The organism is Streptomyces sp. NPDC053673 (genome assembly GCF_055585225.1).
The window spans coordinates 60276-78641 of sequence record NZ_JBVJKN010000032.1 but is presented as its reverse complement, the minus strand read 5'-3'; the positions used below and the strand labels follow the sequence as shown (position 1 = coordinate 78641).

11 protein-coding genes and 1 pseudogene are annotated in these 18366 nt (G+C 71.9%); 4 read left to right on the top strand and 8 right to left on the bottom strand.

All coding sequences use genetic code 11. From position 1 onward, the window contains the following. The 4 genes and pseudogenes from ACZ6ZQ_RS31660 to ACZ6ZQ_RS31645 form a co-directional block, all read left to right on the top strand. Window positions 1–306 (top strand): annotated as a pseudogene (locus ACZ6ZQ_RS31660) (D-glucuronyl C5-epimerase family protein); the annotation flags it as partial. 269 nt (window positions 307–575) lie between these two features. Then, a complete protein-coding gene (gene wecB / locus ACZ6ZQ_RS31655) occupies window positions 576–1679 on the top strand; it encodes a non-hydrolyzing UDP-N-acetylglucosamine 2-epimerase (RefSeq protein ID WP_453664463.1) in 1104 nt (367 codons plus the stop codon). 147 nt (window positions 1680–1826) lie between these two features. Continuing rightward, window positions 1827–3239, top strand: coding sequence for a glycosyltransferase (locus tag ACZ6ZQ_RS31650; RefSeq protein WP_469771953.1), 1413 nt, complete (start codon window positions 1827–1829; stop codon window positions 3237–3239). After that, complete coding sequence (locus tag ACZ6ZQ_RS31645; protein ID WP_469771949.1) at window positions 3236–5371, top strand: glycosyltransferase family protein; 2136 nt, start codon at window positions 3236–3238, stop codon at window positions 5369–5371. The genes ACZ6ZQ_RS31650 and ACZ6ZQ_RS31645 overlap by 4 nt, the downstream gene beginning before the upstream one ends. 82 nt (window positions 5372–5453) lie before the next feature. Here ACZ6ZQ_RS31645 and galE read toward each other — a convergent pair whose 3' ends face one another. From galE to ACZ6ZQ_RS31605, 8 genes are all read right to left on the bottom strand, one after another. Next, a complete protein-coding gene (gene galE, locus ACZ6ZQ_RS31640) occupies window positions 5454–6422 on the bottom strand; it encodes a UDP-glucose 4-epimerase GalE (RefSeq protein ID WP_469771948.1) in 969 nt (322 codons plus the stop codon). Between the two features lie 82 nt (window positions 6423–6504). Further along, a complete protein-coding gene (locus tag ACZ6ZQ_RS31635) occupies window positions 6505–7788 on the bottom strand; it encodes a nucleotide sugar dehydrogenase (RefSeq protein ID WP_469771947.1) in 1284 nt (427 codons plus the stop codon). Continuing rightward, on the bottom strand, window positions 7785–9416 hold the full coding sequence (locus tag ACZ6ZQ_RS31630) for a glycosyltransferase family 2 protein (protein WP_469771946.1): 1632 nt from the start codon (window positions 9414–9416) through the stop codon (window positions 7785–7787). The genes ACZ6ZQ_RS31635 and ACZ6ZQ_RS31630 overlap by 4 nt, the downstream gene beginning before the upstream one ends. Further along, window positions 9413–10426, bottom strand: a complete 1014-nt coding sequence (locus tag ACZ6ZQ_RS31625) for a Gfo/Idh/MocA family protein (RefSeq protein ID WP_469771945.1) — start codon at window positions 10424–10426, stop codon at window positions 9413–9415. Before ACZ6ZQ_RS31625 ends, ACZ6ZQ_RS31630 begins: the two co-directional genes overlap by 4 nt. Next, a complete protein-coding gene (locus ACZ6ZQ_RS31620; RefSeq protein ID WP_469771944.1) occupies window positions 10423–11541 on the bottom strand; it encodes a DegT/DnrJ/EryC1/StrS family aminotransferase in 1119 nt (372 codons plus the stop codon). Before ACZ6ZQ_RS31620 ends, ACZ6ZQ_RS31625 begins: the two co-directional genes overlap by 4 nt. 333 nt (window positions 11542–11874) lie before the next feature. Further along, window positions 11875–16056, bottom strand: a complete 4182-nt coding sequence (locus tag ACZ6ZQ_RS31615) for an Rne/Rng family ribonuclease (RefSeq protein ID WP_469771943.1) — start codon at window positions 16054–16056, stop codon at window positions 11875–11877. 235 nt (window positions 16057–16291) lie between these two features. Further along, window positions 16292–17071 carry a TIGR03936 family radical SAM-associated protein gene (locus ACZ6ZQ_RS31610; protein ID WP_469771942.1) on the bottom strand — a complete coding sequence of 260 codons (780 nt, stop codon included), beginning with the start codon at window positions 17069–17071 and terminating at the stop codon, window positions 16292–16294. A gap of 124 nt (window positions 17072–17195) precedes the next feature. Beyond that, window positions 17196–18347 (bottom strand): hypothetical protein, encoded by a 1152-nt coding sequence (locus ACZ6ZQ_RS31605; RefSeq protein ID WP_469771941.1) that lies wholly within the window; start codon window positions 18345–18347, stop codon window positions 17196–17198. Window positions 18348–18366: the final 19 nt, after the last annotated feature.

The following is an 18366-nucleotide window of genomic DNA, read 5'->3' as shown; positions in this document are numbered from 1 at the left end:
GGCGCCTACGAGGGCTGGTGGGCCGGCGAGGCGTACCCGGAAGCCTTCCTGCTCGGCGAGTACCTGCCCACGGTCTACCGGCCCGAGCGAACGCTGACCCTCCCCGCGAACCGCGCGGTGACCTGCTTCCGCCTCGGCACGGGCAGAAGGGCCGGCAGCACGCGGACTGTGACATTCGCCAAACCGTCCACCGCGCCCTTCGACCGCCGGTCGCTGGTCAACGGCAGGGCGATGTGCCGGATCACGGCCGGGGGTCTGGCGGGCTACTGGGTGCCCGCGTCGGACGTCCTCACCGACGGCCGCTGAAGCACCGGTTGCCTCGCACCCGGGGCCGTCCGCCTGCGCGGAGGGTCCCGGGTGACCCGTTTTCGGCCGAAGTACGCAGACGGTTCACGAAATCGTTATGCGGTCGCCGTGTGGCTGGCACGGGCGTCCTGACCATTGCCTGCATACGGCCGCCCACCCGGTGCGGCCTCATGACCCGGGCCTGGTCAGTGCGCGGATTGCCTACCATTGCGAGCGGTGTGAGACCGTGACACGCCTGCCATCGCCCTGACCAAGAAGAAGAGTGCTCAGTGAAAGTCATCAGCATCGTCGGAGCCCGTCCTCAATTGGTGAAGCTCGCCCCCATCGCGGCGGCGTTCGCGGAGACCGAGCACGAGCACTTCATCGTGCACACCGGGCAGCACTACGACGCAGACCTCTCCGACGTCTTCTTCGACGGCCTCGGCATCCCTGACCCCGACGTGCACCTCGGTGTCGGCTCCGGCAGCCACGGTGTGCAGACGGGCTCCGTGCTCTCCGCCCTGGACCCGGTCCTGGAGCGCGAGAAGCCGGACTGGGTGCTCGTGTACGGCGACACGAACTCCACCATCGCCGGTGCGCTCTCGGCCGTGAAGATGCACCTGCCGGTGGCGCACCTGGAGGCGGGCCTGCGCTCCTTCAACCGGCGGATGCCGGAGGAGCACAACCGCGTCCTCACCGACCACTGCGCCGATCTGCTGCTGGCCCCGACCGAGGAGGCCATGCGCCACCTCGCGAGCGAGGGCCTCGCCGACCGCGCCGAGCTCGCCGGTGACGTCATGGTCGACATCTGCCTGCGGATCCGGGACGCCGTGCGGGCCGGGGAGCACGCCGCGCCGGCGCTGCCCGAGGGCATCGACCCGTCGCAGCCGTTCCTGCTGGCGACGCTGCACCGCCCGGACAACACGGACGACCCCGAGCGACTCTCCGCGATCATCGAGTCGATGGCCAAGCTGCCGGTGCCGGTGGCGCTGCTGGCCCACCCCCGCCTGGTCGCGCGTGCCGAGGCGCACGGCATCAACCTGGCGCAGGGCAATGTGCACGTCGGCCGCCCGCTGCCGTACGCGGGTCTGGTCGCCGCCGTACTGGCCTCCACCGGCGTGGTCACGGACTCCGGCGGTCTGCAGAAGGAGGCGTTCCTGCTGGAGCGCATCTGCACCACGGTCCGCCCCGAGACCGAATGGGTGGAAACCGTCGACACCGGCTGGAACGTCCTTGTTCCCGACCCGCACACCCTCTCCCCCGAGGAGTGGGCCGCGACGGTCACCCGTGCCGTGCCGACCGCCGACCCCGGCACCCCGTACGGCGACGGCCGGGCCGCTCAGAACGTTGTCCGGATCATGGAAGAGTGGAAGGGGGGCAGCCGGCACGCGTGACGGAGCACCGGGCCCGGTACCGCCCGCCCCTGCAAGGGGCGACGCGGCGACAGGTGGCCCGAATCCGTACATGTCACCGTGCTAGCGTCACCGGTTATGTCAGCGTCTCCCAGGTCCGGGCTGCCCGCGGAAGGCAAGCGGCCTCATGTGATCTACCTCGCCATCGGATTCCCGCCGGCCGCCAAGAGTTCGGCGTACCGCATGCGCGAGACCGCGAACCAGTTCATCAACGTGGGCTGGGACGTCACCGTCGTCACCGTCGCCCAGGAGTCCTGGGAACGGGACTCCGGCGTCGACCTGACCCTGCTGGAGCAGGTCGACCCCAAGGTCAAGATCGTCGAGCTGCCGCTCGCACGTGAGGATCTGGAGACGGACATCCGCCTCTACGACGAGGCGCGTGCGCTCAACCCCAACGGCTGGGTCGCCAAGCTCCGCCGCCGCCAGATGAGGCCGTTCCCCGAGCCCAACTTCGGCGAGTGGCGCACGGCCCTGGAGCAGGCCGTCCTGCGCATCCACCAGGACCACCCGGCGGACCTGCTGCTCGCCAGCTGCGTCCCGTACGTGAACCTCGCCGCGGCCTGGAAGCTGTGGGAGGAGAAGCAGGTTCCGTACGCGGTGGACTTCCGCGACGGCTGGTCCATCGACGTGATCGAGGGCATCGAGGCCTTCGGACGCGACTCCGAAGAGGGCCGCTGGGAGCAGAAGATCCTCGACCAGGCGGTCTCGCTCTGGGTCGTGAACGACCCGATCGCCGAGCACTACCGCAAGCGCTACCCGGACTTCGCGGACCGGGTGCACGTCGTGCGCAACGGCTACGACGCGGACAGCTCGCCGGGCCGCGCCCACAACCCGGACCCCGAGTCCGGTCTGGTCTTCGGCTACCTCGGCACGGTCAACTTCACCCCCCAGCACCTGGAGACGGTGCTGAACGCCTGGCGGGCGGCCCGCGAGAAGGAGCCGTTGCTGGCCAACGCGCGCTTCGAGGTGCGCGGCCACATCGGCAACGGCGCCGGCCGTGAGGCGAACCGTCACACGGAGATCCTCAAGCAGGCCGAGGCCGACGGCGTCCACTTCGGCGGTCCCGCCGCCAAGGCCGAGGTCGCCCAGATCTACGCCGGCTGGGACGCCATGGTGCTGATCCTGATCGGCGGCCGCTACGTCACCTCCGGCAAGGTGTACGAGTACATGGCCACCGGCCTCCCGATCGTCTCGGCGCACGTCGTCGAGCACGACGCGTCGAACGTGCTGGAGGGCCACCCACTGTGGACGGGCGCCGTCGGCATCGACGAGGAGGGCCTGACCGAGTCGTTCGTCAAGGCCGCGCACATGGCGGTGGAGACGAGCGACGAGGTGCACGCCGAAGCCATGGCCCACGCGGACCAGTTCACCCGCGAGGCGCTGATGACCGTCGCCGTGAAGAACCTCGTCGAGGGGTTCCTGGCGGAGCGCACCTCGCCCGGGGCCCAGGAGCTCAAGGCCGGTGACGCCGCGGCGCCGGCCATCGAGGACGTGGCGCCCCTCGCCGAGAAGTCGATCGTCGCCGGAGGACCCACCCCGTGACCGAAGTCCTGTTCATCGCCGCTGCCAAGCCGCAGTTCGGTGTGCTCGCCGACTCGGTGCGCAAGTTCAACGCCCAGGGTGCGCGGGTGCACCTGGCGGGCACGTTCCACCTGGAGTCCAACGCCGAGGAGATCTCCGCGCTGGAGCTGGCCGGGCTGCACCAGCTGCCGCGCAGCGTGGCGCACCGCAGCCAGGCGCTGCGCCGCAAGGCCCGTACCTCCCCGCTCGGTATGCGGGTGTGGATGCAGTCGAAGGGCGACTCGTGGCTGCGCGCCCGCGCCCGTAAGGCGGACGTCCTGGTCGCCCTCGACCCGGGCGCCGTGTACACCGTGTGGCGACTGGCCCAGTACAACCGCAGCGCCGAGGCCATGTTCGGTCTCGCGCCCGCGCTGAAGGCCGTCGAGGGCCTGCGGGCGCAGGGCGGCAGCGTCCCGCGCCGCTCGGTCCTGCCTCCGCTCGATGCCGTCGCCCGCGATGTGCGCCGCTCCGTGGACGGACTGCCGGCCGCGCTGCTGCGGACCGCGACCGCGCGGCCCGTGATGCGCTCCACGGTCGGTGCCCGGCTGTGGCGCTCCGCCGTGACCGCTCCCGGTGTGCCGACCAAGGTGCGCGCCGTGACGTCCCGCTACGTCGCCGAGGGCATGCAGTGGGCGGGCCGTACCAGCGGCGCCGCCATAGCGCTCGCGGATGCCGCGTCGAAGATCCCGGACCTCGGGCTCAAGGCGCAGCTGCTCGACGAGGGCGTCATGAAGGAGATCACGAAGGGCATCAGCCCGCGTCATCTCGACAGGGCGGTCGCGGCCCAGCTCGCCCACGCGGACGCGCAGTTCGCCGCGGGGAAGATCGACGCGGCGGCTGGCGCGCTGGACCGTGCGCTGTTCCTGGACTTCCACCGGGTGCTGCACATCGACCAGCTGTCCTCGCCGCTGGCGAAGGACGCGGAGGGCTTCGTCGCCCCGCTGTACCGCTCGAAGGCGATGCAGGCGCTGAGCCGTCCGCAGGGCCGCAGGACCCCTGCCGCCCCGGCCCCCAAGGACCGTCCGCTGCGGCTGCTGGTGACCACCAGCGCCAACGACAACTTCCTCCACCACATCCTGGAGCACTTCGGGAACCACCCCGATGTCGAGCTCCGCTACCTGGACCTGGCCGCGACGAAGCCGCTGAAGCGGATCGCGTGGGCGGGCCGGCGGATGCTGGAGGACCGGCTGTCGGGCGGCACGAGCGACTACCAGGAAGAGGTGGAGCGGCTGATCCGGCCGCACCTCGACTGGGCCGACACGGTCTTCCTCGACTGGTCGGTGGGTCCCGCCGCGATGCTCACCACCATCGACCCGGGTGACACCCGGATCGTGGTCCGGCTGCACAGCTACGAGGCGTTCACGCGCTGGCCGCACATGACGGACTTCTCGCGGATCGACGATCTGGTCTTCGTCGCCCCGCACGTCAAGGACCTGGCCGCCTCGCTCGTCCCGCAGCTGCGCGGTGAGCAAGCACCTCGCTTCCACATCCTCGACAACGCGATGGACCTGTCGGGCTTCGCCCGCCCGAAGCCGGCCGAGGCCCGCTTCAACCTGGGTCTGATCGGCATCAGCCAGGTCGCCAAGGACCCCAAGTGGGCCGTGGACGTCCTGGAGCGGGTGCGCAGGCACGACGAGCGCTACCGGCTGATCCTGGTCGGCGGCGACATGGACCCGAAGACCAGCCGCGCGACCCGCGAGTACCGTCGCGAGTTCGAGAGGGAGCTGGCCCCGCTGGAGGAGTCCGGCGCGGTGCTGCGGCTCGGTCCGACGGACGACGTCCCGTCGAAGCTCGAAGAGATCGGCACCATCATCAGCTCCTCGGTCCGTGAGGGTTGCCACGTGGGCCTGATGGAGGGTGCGGCGAGCGCCGCCGTCCCGGTCGCCCGCGACTGGCCGTTCTACGCGGGCAAGCCGAACAGCGCCCGTACCCTCTACCCGGAGGGCTGGGTCGTCGGCTCCCCCGAGGAGGCGGCGAAGCGCATTCTGGAGACCACGGCCACCGAGGAGGCGTGGCGCAACGCGGGCAAGCTCGCGGCCGAGCACGCACTCTCGGCGTGGGACTGGCCCGTCGTGCGGAAGCAGTTCGAGAAGCTGTTCCTCGAAGAGCGCTGATACGAGTACGAGGAAGGGCCCCCGGGATGCGTCCCGGGGGCCCTTCGTCGTACCAACTGAGCTGTGCGGATGGCCGGATGACCTACGGATGGCGCAGCTGCCAGCCCGCCCACGCCGACTCGACCATCTCCCGCACGTCGTGGCGCGCGTTCCAGCCCAGCTCCTCGCGGATGCGGTCGGCGGAGGCCACGACCCGCGCCGGGTCGCCGGGCCGGCGCTCGGTGACCTGCGGCTTGACGTCGGTGTGACCGGTGACGTCCTGGATGATCCCAACCATCTCCGCGACCGAGACTCCTTCGCCGCGGCCGATGTTGAGGATGAGCCGGGCGTCGGGGTCGGCGGCAAGCCGGCGGGCCGCCGCGACATGGGCGGAGGCGATGTCCTCGACATGGATGTAGTCGCGGATGCAGGTGCCGTCGGGCGTCGGATAGTCGTCGCCGAAGACCCGGGGCGCGTCGTCGGCGGTGAGCCGCTCGAAGACCATCGGCACCAGGTTGAAGACGCCGTCGTCCCCGAGCTCGGGGGTGGCCGCGCCCGCCACGTTGAAGTAGCGCAGCGAGGCGGTCGCCATCGGGTGCACCGCGCCGACCGCCGTGACGAGCCATTCGCCGGCGAGCTTGGTCTCGCCGTACGGGTTGATGGGCGCGCACGGCGTCTTCTCGGTGACGAGGTCGACGTCGGGCATGCCGTACACGGCGGCGGAGGAGGAGAACAGGAACCGGCTCACGCCTGCGGCGACGGCCGCGTCGAGGAGGACCCGCAGGCCCTCCACGTTCTCCCGGTAGTAGTAGAGAGGCTTCTCGACGGACTCGGCCACCTGCTTCTTGCCCGCGATGTGCACGATCCCGGTGACGGCGTGCTCGCGCAGGACGCGGTCCACGGTGTCACGGTCGAGGACGGTGCCGACCTCCAGCGGGACACCCGCGGGGAGCCGCTCGGGGCGTCCCGTGCTGAGGTCGTCGAGGACGACGACGCGCTCACCGCCGTCGGTCATGGCCTTCACCACGTGCGAGCCGATGAATCCGGCGCCGCCGGTGATCAACCAGGTCATGGGGAACCCTCCTGCGAGCGGGCCCTGCCCCACAGGTGCGCGGGGCAGGGCCTCAGTTCGTTACGTACGGGACAGGCCGTCCTCAGCCGCCGATGACGACGCGGCGGACGCCCTCCCAGCGGGCCGGGTCCGTCGTGCGGCGGCCGTCGACCAGGACGGTGACGTCCGGCAGGTCGGAGGCGGCCAGCTCGCGGTACTCGGCGTGGTCGGCCTGGAGGATCGCCGCGGTGACCTTCTGGCCCTGGTGCGGGGTGAGGCCGTGCGCGGAGAGCTCCTCGTCCGTGTACATCGGGTCCGAGACGAACGGCACCGCGCCGCGCGCCTTCAGCGCCTCGACGGTCGGGAAGACACCGGAGAACGCGGTCTCCTTGACGCCACCGCGGTAGGCGGCGCCCAGCACCAGCACGTTCACGTCCTTCAGGTCGCCGTAGGCGGCGGCCAGCAGGTCCACGGCGTACTCCGGCATGGCGGCGTTGGCCTCACGGGCCGAGCGCACGACGGTCGCCTCCGGGTCGTTCCACAGGTACATCCGCGGGTAGATCGGGATGCAGTGGCCGCCGACGGCGATGCCGGGCTGGTGGATGTGGCTGTACGGCTGCGAGTTGCAGGCCTCGATGACCTTCTTGACGTCGATGTCGTTCTTGTCGGCGAAGCGCGCGAACTGGTTCGCCAGGCCGATGTTGACGTCGCGGTACGTGGTCTCGGCGAGCTTGGCGAGCTCGGAGGCCTCGGCGGTGCCCAGGTCCCACACGCCGTTCGGCTGCGGCAGGTCGGCGCGCTCGTCGAAGTCGAGGACCTGCTCGTAGAACTCCACGCCGTGCTGGGTCGAGGCCTCGTCGATGCCGCCGACGAGCTTCGGGTAGCGGCGCAGGTCGGCGAAGACCCGGCCGGTGAGGACGCGCTCCGGCGAGAACACCAGGTGGAAGTCCTCGCCGGCGGTCAGACCGGAGCCCTGCTCCAGCATCGGCGCCCAGCGGGTGCGGGTGGTGCCGACCGGCAGGGTCGTCTCGTACGAGACGAGGGTGCCGGGCTTGAGGCCCTTGGCGATGGCCTGGGTGGCGTTGTCCATCCAGCCGAAGTCCGGGGTGCCCTCGGCGTCCACGAACAGCGGGACGACGACCACGACGGCCTCGGACCGGGCGACGGCCGCAGCGGTGTCGGTGGTGGCGGACAGCAGCCCGGCGTCGACGGCCTGCTTCAGCTTGACGTCCAGGTCGTGCTCACCGGGGAAGGGCTCGGTGCCGGCGTTGACCAGCTCGACGACCTTCTCGTTGACGTCGGCGCCGATGACCTTGTGGCCCTTGGCGGCGAACTGCACGGCGAGCGGAAGCCCGATCTTGCCGAGCGCGACTACACAGATATTCATCGGGTCAGTTTCCTCTTCACACGGGACATCAAGTGGCGCAGCCGGCTGCCCTCGCCGGACGACGGGGACTCCCAGAGCGGAGCCGTGGTGATCACCAGCCGCCCCTTGGCGTTCGCGTTGGCGGAGATACGGTACGGGACCTTCTCGCGCCAGCGCCGGGCCAGGGGAAGCGGTCGGCCCAGGGTCTTCACCGGGACCTCGTACGTCGAGCCTGCCACGTCCACATAGGCGCGGACGCCGAGCTTGGCCCTCGCGGGCTTGACGAGGATCCGGGCGGTGAGCACCGTCCCCCTGCCGTCGGCGGTCGCGGTGCGGCTCAGCTCCCCTGCCAGGGCGGGCAGTTCGGTGCCGACGGGCAGCCGGCGGGCACCCGGCTTGTCGGCGCTCTTCGGCATGGCCTTGTTGGCGAGCCGGATGACGGCGGAGTCCGTCTCTCCGGCGACCGGGACGCGGACCGCGAGGGCCAGCGTCAGATCCTGGCCCAGCTGCTCCCACTGGGCGGAGATCAGTCCCGTGCCGTCGGCGAGCTGCTTGGGCACGGCCTCGCCGATGACCTCGAAGAGCCGGTCCGGCAGCCCCAGCGCCGAGTCACGGAAGCCGGGGTAGCGCAGGAACGCGCGGCCGTCCTCCAGCAGCATCGGGGGCGCTCCGTCGGCAGCCTCTTCGCTGATGGCGCGGACGAGCTCGGTGACGGCGCCGCGCTGGGCGAGCGCGATCCGTACCCGCCGTTTGACGTCCATCGAGTCGCGCAGCGGCTCGGTGAAGTACTCGTCGGCGAGTGCCGCGATCCCGGCGCAGACCTGGATCTGCGTCTCCCGGTCGAGGGCCGGGAAGTCGTCCTGGACCAGCTTGGCGAGCTCCCAGGTGAAGTGGCGCTTGAACACCGCGTCACGCTGCGGGCCCGCCTCGATGAGACCGGCCGTGAACTTCATGATCTCGGCGGTGCAGTGCAGCCGAGCCAGATGGTTGGCACGGTACGTGATGTTGCTCGCGTCGCCGCGCTTCACCGCGTAGTAGTACGTGTAGTCCGCGAGGACCGAGATCTTCTTCGCCCGTACGCACGCCTCGATCGTGAACGGCTGGTCGCTGCCGACCGGCAGGTCCTCGGGGAAGCGCAGCTTGTGCTGCTCGACCAGTTCGCGCCGGAACAGCTTGGTGTTGGCCAGCGTGAACGGCAGCGCCGAGGCGTACAGGCTGATGTCCGGGTCGCTCTTCTTGTAGAGCGCCTGATGGACGTAGCGGCCGTTCGTGCCGACCATCTTGCCGACGACGACATCGGAGCCGTGCTTGTCGGCACAGGCCACCATGCGCTTCAGCGCGTCGGTGCCGAGGTAGTCGTCGGAGCCGATGAAGTACACGTAACGGCCGGTGGCCACCTCCAGGGCCCGGTTGCTCGGGGCAGCCGGACCACCGGAGTTGGCCTGGTGGATCACCTTCACGGTGCCGGGGTACCGCTCGGCGAAGCGGTCGAGTTCCCGGCCGCTGTCGTCGGTCGAGCCGTCGTCGACGGCCACGACCTCCAGCCGGTCCACGCCGATGCTCTGTCCCACCAGCGAGTTCAGGCACTCGGTGAGGTACGGCATCGTGTTGTAGACGGCTACGACGACGGTGACATCGGGGGTGGTCAACTGGCCACGTCCTCCGGGGTCAGCTGCACGGTGAGACCGCTGTTGGCGGAGTCGATGACGGCCGCGGCGACCTCGACGGTGCGCAGACCCTGGCGGAGCGTGCAGATGTCCTGCGACTTGCCGAGGACCGCGTCCCGGAAGAGCTCGTGCTCGACGAGGAGCGGCTCGCGCTTCGGGATGGCGTAGCGGATCATGTCGCCCTCGGAGACGCCGCGGAAGGCCTGGAGGGCCTCCCACTCGGTCGTCACGGCCGCGTTCGAGTAGAACGTCAGGTCGGCGGTGAGGGTGTCGGCGATGAAGCAGCCGCGCTCGCCGGTGACCGAGGTGAAGCGCTCCTTGAGCGGGCTCAGCCAGTTGACGAGGTGGCTGACCATCGTGCCGTCGGAGAGCTTGCCGACGGCGGAGACCATGTCCTCGTGCGGGCGGCCCGACTTGGAGACGGTGTGCGCCGCGATCGACGTGTACTGCTGGCCGGTGACCCAGGCCGTCAGGTCGATGTCGTGGGTGGCGAGGTCCTTGACCACGCCGACATCGGCGATGCGGTGCGGGAAGGGGCCCTGGCGGCGGGTGACGACCTGGAAGACGTCACCGAGCTCGCCGGCCTCCAGCCGGGAGCGCAGGCTGCGCAGCGCCGGGTTGCAGCGCTCGATGTGGCCGACACCGGCCACCAGGCCGCGCGACTCGAAGGCCTCGACGAGGCGGCGGGCGCCCTCGACGGTGTCCGCGACCGGCTTCTCGATGAGAGCGCCGATCCCGGCCTCGGCGAGCTTGAGGCCGACTTCCTCGTGCAGCGCGGTGGGGCAGGCCACCACGGCGTAGTCGACGCCGAGCGCGATCAGCTCTTCGACGGTGGACAGCACGGGGGCGCCCTGCGCCCAGCCGTTCTTGTCGCCCATCGGGTCGACGACGCCGACCAGCTCGACGCCGTCCAGCCCGGCCAGTACACGGGCGTGGTGGCGCCCCATGGAGCCGAGGCCGATCAGCCCGGCCCGCAGTCCAGCAGCAGTCACAGGTTCTCTCCCAGCGCGTTCACAGCGGTGACGATGCGCTCAAGGTCGCCCTCGGTGAGCGAGGGGTGGACGGGGAGCGAGACGACCTCGGCGGCCGCCCGCTCGGTCTCGGGCAGGTCCCAGTTCCGGCCGGCCTTCTGGTCCGGCTCCCAGTACGGCTTCAGCCGGTGGATGGGGGTCGGGTAGTAGACGGCGTTGCCGACGCCGGCCTCGGTGAGCTTCGCCATGGCGGCGTCGCGGTCACCCTGGATACGGACCGTGTACTGGTGGTAGATGTGCCGGGCGCCCTCGGCGACCACCGGCGTCACCACGTTCGCCGCGGTGATGTTCTCCGTGAGGTACGCGGCGTTGGCGATGCGCTGCTCGGTCCAGCCGCCCAGCTTCGAGAGCTGGACGCGGCCGACGGCGGCGGCGACGTCCGTCATGCGCATGTTGGCGCCGACGATCTCGTTGGCGTACCGCTGCTCCATGCCCTGGTTGCGCAGCAGGCGCAGGGTGCGGGCGACCTCGGCGTCGCCCGTGGAGATCATGCCGCCCTCAAGGCTGTGCATGTTCTTCGTCGGGTAGAAGCTGAACGTGCCGCCGGAGCCGAAGGCGCCGACCGGGGTGCCGTTCAGCGCGGCCGCGTGCGCCTGGCAGGCGTCCTCGACGACGGCGAGCTTGTGCTTGTCCGCGATGGCCATGATCTTGTCCATCGCGGCGGGGTGGCCGTACAGGTGCACCGGCATGATCGCGGCGGTGCGCGGGGTGATGGCGGCCTCGACGGCGGCCGGGTCGAGGCAGTACGTGTCCGCCTCGATGTCGGCGAAGACGACGTCGGCGCCGACCAGGCGGACCGCGTTGGCCGAGGCGGCGAAGGAGAACGACGGGACGATCACCTCGTCACCCGGGCCGATGTTCAAAGCCATCAGAAGGAGGTGCAGCGCGGAGGTACCGGAGTTGACGGCCACGCAGTGGCGGCCCTCCACGAGCTCCGAGAAGCCCTCCTCGAACGCGGCCACCTCGGGGCCCTGTACGACCCGGCCGCTGCGCAGTACGCGTACGGCTGCTTCGATCTCTTCTTCACCGATGACCGGGCGGGCAGCGGGGATGGGCTGCTCGTTGCTGCTCGGCATGGACGTCCTCCTTGAACACCGCAAGAGCTCTTTGTGGCAGAGGTCCGGGGTTTGCGGGGCGTCTGTGGGCCGCGCGAACCCCTCCGGCGCTATTGCCGACGCCCTACCGAGGAATGCTGGGACCGGTCTGTCCCTTCAACCGGGCCGGTCACCGACCGTAGTCTCCGGGCGGGGCCCCGGCACGGCAGCGACCGCCGTCACATTATCAGGAATTTCCTAGTCAATTTCTGGGCCGTTAACGGGGCCAGGCATCAATTGCGCTACAAACACCGCGCCCCGTCCCCCGGTCGTGAGGGACGGGACACGAATGTTCAGCCGTCGGTCATCGCTTGTTCAGCTCTCGACGGACACGGTGGCGGACGCCGTCACGGAGGGCAGCGTCTGCTGCTCCGCAGCGGCGGTCTTCTTGGCGGCCGCCTTGGTGGCCTTCTTGGCGGTCGTCTTCTTCGCCGCGGTCTTCTTGGCCACCGTCTTCTTGGTGGCGGCCTTCTTCGCCGTGGCCTTCTTGGCGGTCTTACGGGCCGCCTTCTTGGCCGGAGCGGCCTCCTCGGCGTCGACCACGGCCTCCACCAGCTCCCCCTCGGGCTGCACCTCGGGCTCCGCCTGGGGCGAAGCGGCGACCACGACGACCGCGGCCTCCTCGGCGCCGGACGGCGAGCCCGCGGGGGCGGTGACCTTGCGGGTCACCCGACGGCGCGCACGCGGCGGTGCCGCGGCCACGGCCTCGGTCTCCGCCTCCTCCACGGGGGCCGGGGCCTCGGCCACAGGGGCCTCGGTCTCGACCACCGCGGGCGCCTCGGCCACGATCTCGACAGGGGCTTCGGTCCCCTTCGGCGAACCGGCCGGAGCCGTCGCCTTACGGGTGGCCCGGCGGCGGGTACGACCCGCGGGGGCCGCCTCCTCCGCGACCGGCTGAGCCTCGGCCGGCAGGCCGGGCTCGGCGGCAGGCACCGGCTCGGCGGCGGGGGCCGGGGCGGCCTCCTGCACCGGCTCGGCCTGCTTCGGCGCACCCGCCGGAGTGGTCGCCTTGCGGGTCGCCCGACGGCGGCCACGGCGGCCGACAGCGGCCTCGGCCTCGGCGACGCTGCTGTACAGCTCCTCGTCCGGCGCGATCGTGTCCATCAGCGGCTCCGCCGCAGGCGTCTCGGGCAGCGCGGCCGGCGCCGCGGCCTCCGCCGCGACCTCGGCCTCGGTCTCCGCCTCCTCGACGGGGGCCTCGACCGCCACCTCGTGCTCGTGGACGTGCTCGGCGCCACCGCGGCCGCGCTTCTTGCCGCGCTTGCCGCCGCCACCGCCACCGACGGTGGCCGGCTGCTCCATGTGCACGATCACGCCACGGCCGTTGCAGTGCACGCAGGTCTCCGAGAACGACTCCAGCAGACCCTGGCCGACCCGCTTACGGGTCATCTGGACCAGGCCGAGCGAGGTGACCTCGGCGACCTGGTGCTTCGTACGGTCCCGGCCCAGGCACTCGAGCAGTCGCCGCAGCACCAGGTCCCGGTTGGACTCCAGCACCATGTCGATGAAGTCGATGACGACGATGCCGCCCAGGTCGCGCAGCCGCAGCTGGCGCACGATCTCCTCGGCCGCCTCCAGGTTGTTCCTGGTGACGGTCTCCTCGAGGTTGCCGCCCTGGCCGGTGAACTTGCCGGTGTTGACGTCGACCACGACCATCGCCTCGGTCTTGTCGATCACCAGCGAGCCGCCGGACGGCAGCCAGACCTTGCGGTCCAGCGCCTTCATCAGCTGCTCGTCGATCCGGTACGTCGCGAAGACGTCGACCTCGGAGGTCCAGCGGTTCAGCCGCTCCGCCAGGTCGGGCGCCACGTGCGAGACGTAGCCGTGGACGGTCTCCCACGCCTCGTCGCCGCTGACGATGACCTTCGAGAAGTCCTCGTTGAAGATGTCGCGCACGACGCGGACGGTCATGTCCGGCTCGCCGTACAGAAGCGAAGGCGCGTTCGAGCTGCCGCCGCTCTTGGCCTTCTTCTGGATCTCCTCCCACTGCGCCTGCAGTCGCTCGACGTCGCGGCGCAGCTCGTCCTCGCTGGCGCCCTCCGCGGCGGTACGGACGATGACGCCCGCGTCCTCGGGGACGATCTTCTTGAGGATGGTCTTCAGACGGGCGCGCTCGGTGTCGGGCAGCTTGCGGCTGATACCGGTCATCGAGCCCTCGGGCACGTACACCAGATAGCGGCCGGGCAGCGAGACCTGGCTGGTCAGGCGGGCGCCCTTGTGGCCGATCGGGTCCTTCGTCACCTGGACGAGGACGGACTGGCCGGACTTCAGCGCGCTCTCGATACGACGCGGGCCGTTGGCCATGCCCAGCGCCTCGAAGTTGACCTCACCGGCGTACAGGACGGCGTTGCGGCCCTTGCCGATGTCGACGAACGCGGCCTCCATGGACGGCAGTACGTTCTGCACCTTGCCCAGGTAGACGTTGCCGACGTACGAGGTCGACTGCTCCTTGTTGACGTAGTGCTCGACGAGCACGTTGTCCTCGAGGACGCCGATCTGGGTGCGGTCGCCGTTCTGCCGGACGACCATCACGCGCTCGACGGCCTCGCGGCGCGCGAGGAACTCCGCCTCGGTGATGATCGGCACGCGGCGGCGGCCCTGCTCGCGGCCCTCGCGGCGGCGCTGCTTCTTCGCCTCCAGACGGGTCGATCCCTTGATGGACTGCACCTCGTCGGACGGCTCGGCTGCCTTCTCCCGCGCGGGACGCGGCTCACGGATCTTGACGACCGTACGCTCCGGCTCGTCCGCGCCCGGCTCGGTCTCGGCGGCCTCACCGGTACGGCGGCGGCGACGACGGCGACGACGGCTGCTGCTGGTACCCGGCGCGGACGGCGTGCCGGCCTCGGCCTCCTCGTAGCCCTCCTCCTCGGACTCCTCCTCGGCCCGCTCCGCCTCTTCGGCGGCCTCGGCCTCGCGCTCCTCCGCGGACTCCTCGGCCTCGACGGCCTCGCCACGGCGGCGACGGCGGCCACCGCGGCGGCGCCGGCGCGAGGGACGGTCCTCGTACTCCTCGGCCTCCTCGGCCTCCTCGCCCTCGACGACTGCCTCGGCCTCCGGCTCCTCCGCCTCGGCGGGCTCGACGGCCTCCACGGCCTCGGCGGGCTCGCCACGGCGGCGACGGCGACGGCGCGAGGGGGCCTCGGCGACCGGGGCGGTCTCGACGGCCTCCTCCTCGGCCACCTCGGCGGCCTCGGCGGCGGCCGCGGCAGCGGCGGTCTCCGGCGTCTGGAACATCGGCTCGGTGAAGACCGGCGGCTGGAACACGGCCACGGCGGGCCGGACGGCACGACGGGCCCGGGAGGGCTTCTCGGCCTGCTCCGGCTCGGCGGTGAACTCGGGCACCGCGGCCCGGCGCCGGGTGCGGCCGCGAGTCGCGGCACGCTCGGCGGCCTCGACCTCTGCCTCGCCGGCCGCGATCCGCGCCACGGTGTCCGCGGGCAGGCCCTCGCCCGCCGCGGTCTCGTCCTCCTGGGCCTCCTGCGGAGCCCCGGCGGGCGCGGTCGCCTTACGGGTCGCGCGGCGGCGGGTACGGCCGCGCGGAGCCTGCTCCTCGGCGGCCTCCTCGGCCTCCGGGGCGGCGACCTCGGCGGTCACGGTCTCTTCCGGCTCGGGCGTGGCCACCTGGCGCGTCGCACGCCGGCGCGTACGCCGCGCGGGCACCTCGGCGCCGGCCCCGGTCTCCGCAGCGCTCTCGCTCACGGCACCTTCCTCAACGTCTTCGTCGGCGCCGGCGGCCACCGGCTCGGCAGCGGCCACGGCCTCGGCCTCGGCCGGCGCACCGGCGGGCGCGGTCGCCTTACGGGTCGCCCGGCGGCGGGTACGCGGCGCGGGCTCCTCAACGGATGTGTCAGCCACGACAGCGGCCGGCACGGCAGCCTCGGCGGCAACCGGCTCGGCGGGCGCCTCGACAGGCGCAGGCGAACCGGCGGGCGCCGTCGCCTTACGGGTCGCCCGGCGGCGCGTACGCGGCGCGGGCTCCTCAGCGGCGGCAGGCTCCGCGGCCACCTCGGCGGCGGGCGCGACGGCGGACGTCTCGGCCACCGCAGCAGCGGCCTCAGCAGTCGCGGGCGCACCGGCGGGCGCGGTCGCCTTACGGGTCCCCCGGCGGCGGGTACGCGGCGCGGGCTCCTCAACGGATGTGTCAGCCACGACAGCGGCCGGCACGGCAGCCTCGGCGGCAACCGGCTCGGCGGGCGCCTCGACAGGCGCAGGCGAACCGGCGGGCGCCGTCGCCTTACGGGTCGCCCGGCGGCGCGTACGCGGCGCGGGCTCCTCAACGGCGGCAGGCTCCGCGGCCACCTCGGCGGCAGCGGGCACCTCTGTGGCCGGTATACCGGCAGCGACCGACGCGGTCACGTCCGTGACCGTCTCCACCGTGGCCGGCGGACCCGCGGGGCGGGACGCCGCACGCCGACGGCGGCGCGGCGGCAGTGTGTCGCTCGGTGTGTTGTTCTCTTGGTTGTCCCCGGCCGTACCGGGGTCCTTCGGCTCGAGCATGCGGGCGGTTCTCCCGTCACGCTCCCGGGCGCCGCGCCTCGATCCGGTCCGGTGGCGCGTCCCGCGTGATGTCCGCGGGGCCTCCGTCCGGGGCGCGGGCGCCTCACGGGAGCTGTATGTCTGGCTCGCCGGTTCCGTACGCGATGTACGCACGGCCTGGCGAAAGTCTCCTGGTCTGTGCGCTGCCCGACCCAGGTGGCTCCCGAGTACGAGGGCGGCGCTTCGACGACCGCCCCTACGCGGAACCGGCACCTTCCGGCGCCGTCGCGGCGAGTCCGGCGGCCGTGGGTGGGGCGGCCGTGACTGCCTCGCGGTCGGGCGCGAGCGGGTCGGTCACCGTGCCGGACTCCTCGTCGAAGAGCCCCTGCGCCAGCCTGGTCACCGCTGCGGGGACCGGCGGCGCCAGGTCGGCCACAGCTTGGAGACCGGACAGGACGTCGTCGGGTCGTACGGCAGGTGTCACGTGCCGAACAACCAGCCGCAGTATCGCACAGGGCCCCTCCCCGGGCCTATCAGGCTGTGGACGAGCCGCCTGGAGACCGGCCACGGCACCGCGCGCGTCGAAGGTCCGCATGCCGTTCTTCGTCCGGCGCTGGACCTCCACGGTCTCGGCGCCGAGGAAGGCCTCGACGGCCTTCTCCGCGTCCTCGACCGCGACTCCGTCGAGCCGCAGCTCCCAGACGGACGCGGTCAGCCGGTCCGCCAGACCCGACGTACGCGCCTCGACCGCGTCCGTGATGTCGAGCCCGGCCGGGAGCGACTCGTCGAGCAGCGCCCGCAGGCTCTGCGGGTCCCGGGCCTCGGTGAGCGCGATCTCCAGGTACTCGGCCTCGGAGCCGGTGCCGGTGGGCGCGGCGTTCGCGTACGACACCTTCGGGTGCGGGGTGAAGCCCGCCGAGTACGCCATCGGCACCTCGGCGCGCCGCAGGGCACGCTCGAAAGCGCGCTGGAAGTCGCGGTGGCTGGTGAACCGGAGGCGGCCGCGCTTGGTGTAGCGCAGTCGGATGCGCTGCACCGCGGGTGCGGGCGGCGGGCCTTCGGGCTGTCGCTTGCCCAGTGGTTCTTCTCCTCGGTGCGGGGCGGGCGCGGTGGCGCGCCGCCCTTCCTGGCCTGCGCTGACCCCTGGATGCCCGCCCGGCTCACCCCCGCTTGTGCAGGGAGATCTCGGGTCCGGGCGCCACACCGGGGACAGTCGGTATGTGTTGTGTACCTCCCAGGTTACGCGCCCGGGCCCGTGCCGGTTCCACAGCCTCGGGCTCGCGCGGGCCGCCGACCAGTGCCCGCTGGGGGTCCCCCCGGCGAAGCCAGGGGGAGTCCCGGCGGGCCTGCCGCACGGTCTCGCGGGCGGAGGCGAGCGCACCTCGCACGGCTCGTCCGGCCTCGGCCGCGGCCCGCTTGGCGGGCGCCCAGAGCTGATCGCGGACGAAGTGCCCGAGAGGTGTGCAGACGTTCCGGTAGAACCAGGCCACCGGGCGCCCCAGCAGATGCCGGCCCAGCCACTTGAGGGCGCGCCCGACGGCCCGTGACACGTACCCGGCGACGCGCCAGGCGGCCGCGAACGCGTCGGCGATCTCGCGGCCGACGACCGCGAGAGCACGGCCGATGGCCGCGAAGGCGCGGCCGATCGGGGTGAGGATCCAGCGGTACACGAAGACGGCGGGCGCGACGACCAGGATGCCGGTCAGCCATACGACGGCGGTCCACAGGCCACCGGCGACCGGGGTGAGCACATGCGCGTACAGCCAGGTCAGGCCATGTCCCAACGGGGTCAGCAGCCATCGGTACAGCGCGGTCCACGGCCAGACGAAGACCGCCCACACCAGCCATCCGATGCCGCGGCCCAGCGGTGTGAGCAGCCGGGCGTACAGCCAGGCCAGGATCCGGGCCAGTCCCTGACCGACCGGGGTCAGGACGGCGCGGTACAGCCAGGCCAGCGGAGCCGCGATGCCGTAGGTGGCGACCGGCACGATCACGTACCGCCACAGCGCCACCCAGGGCCAGTAGAAGACGGCCTTGAACAGCCACCACGCTCCGGTGGCGACCGCCGTGGCGATCCAGGCGCCCGCCCGGCCGACCGGCGCGAGCACCGTCTCGTACAGCCACTCCAGCGCGCGGCCGAGCGGGCGCAGCAGCACGCGGTCGAGCGCCTTCGCGCAGACGACGAGTGCGTCCCACACCATGCGTACGGGCACGACGACCAGCAGAACCACGATCCGTACCGGGATCCTGATGGCCACCGTCAGACAGCCTTCCGGCTGCTGGGGACGCTGCTGCCGCTTGTCCAAGTCCATGATCGGGAAGACGCGACGG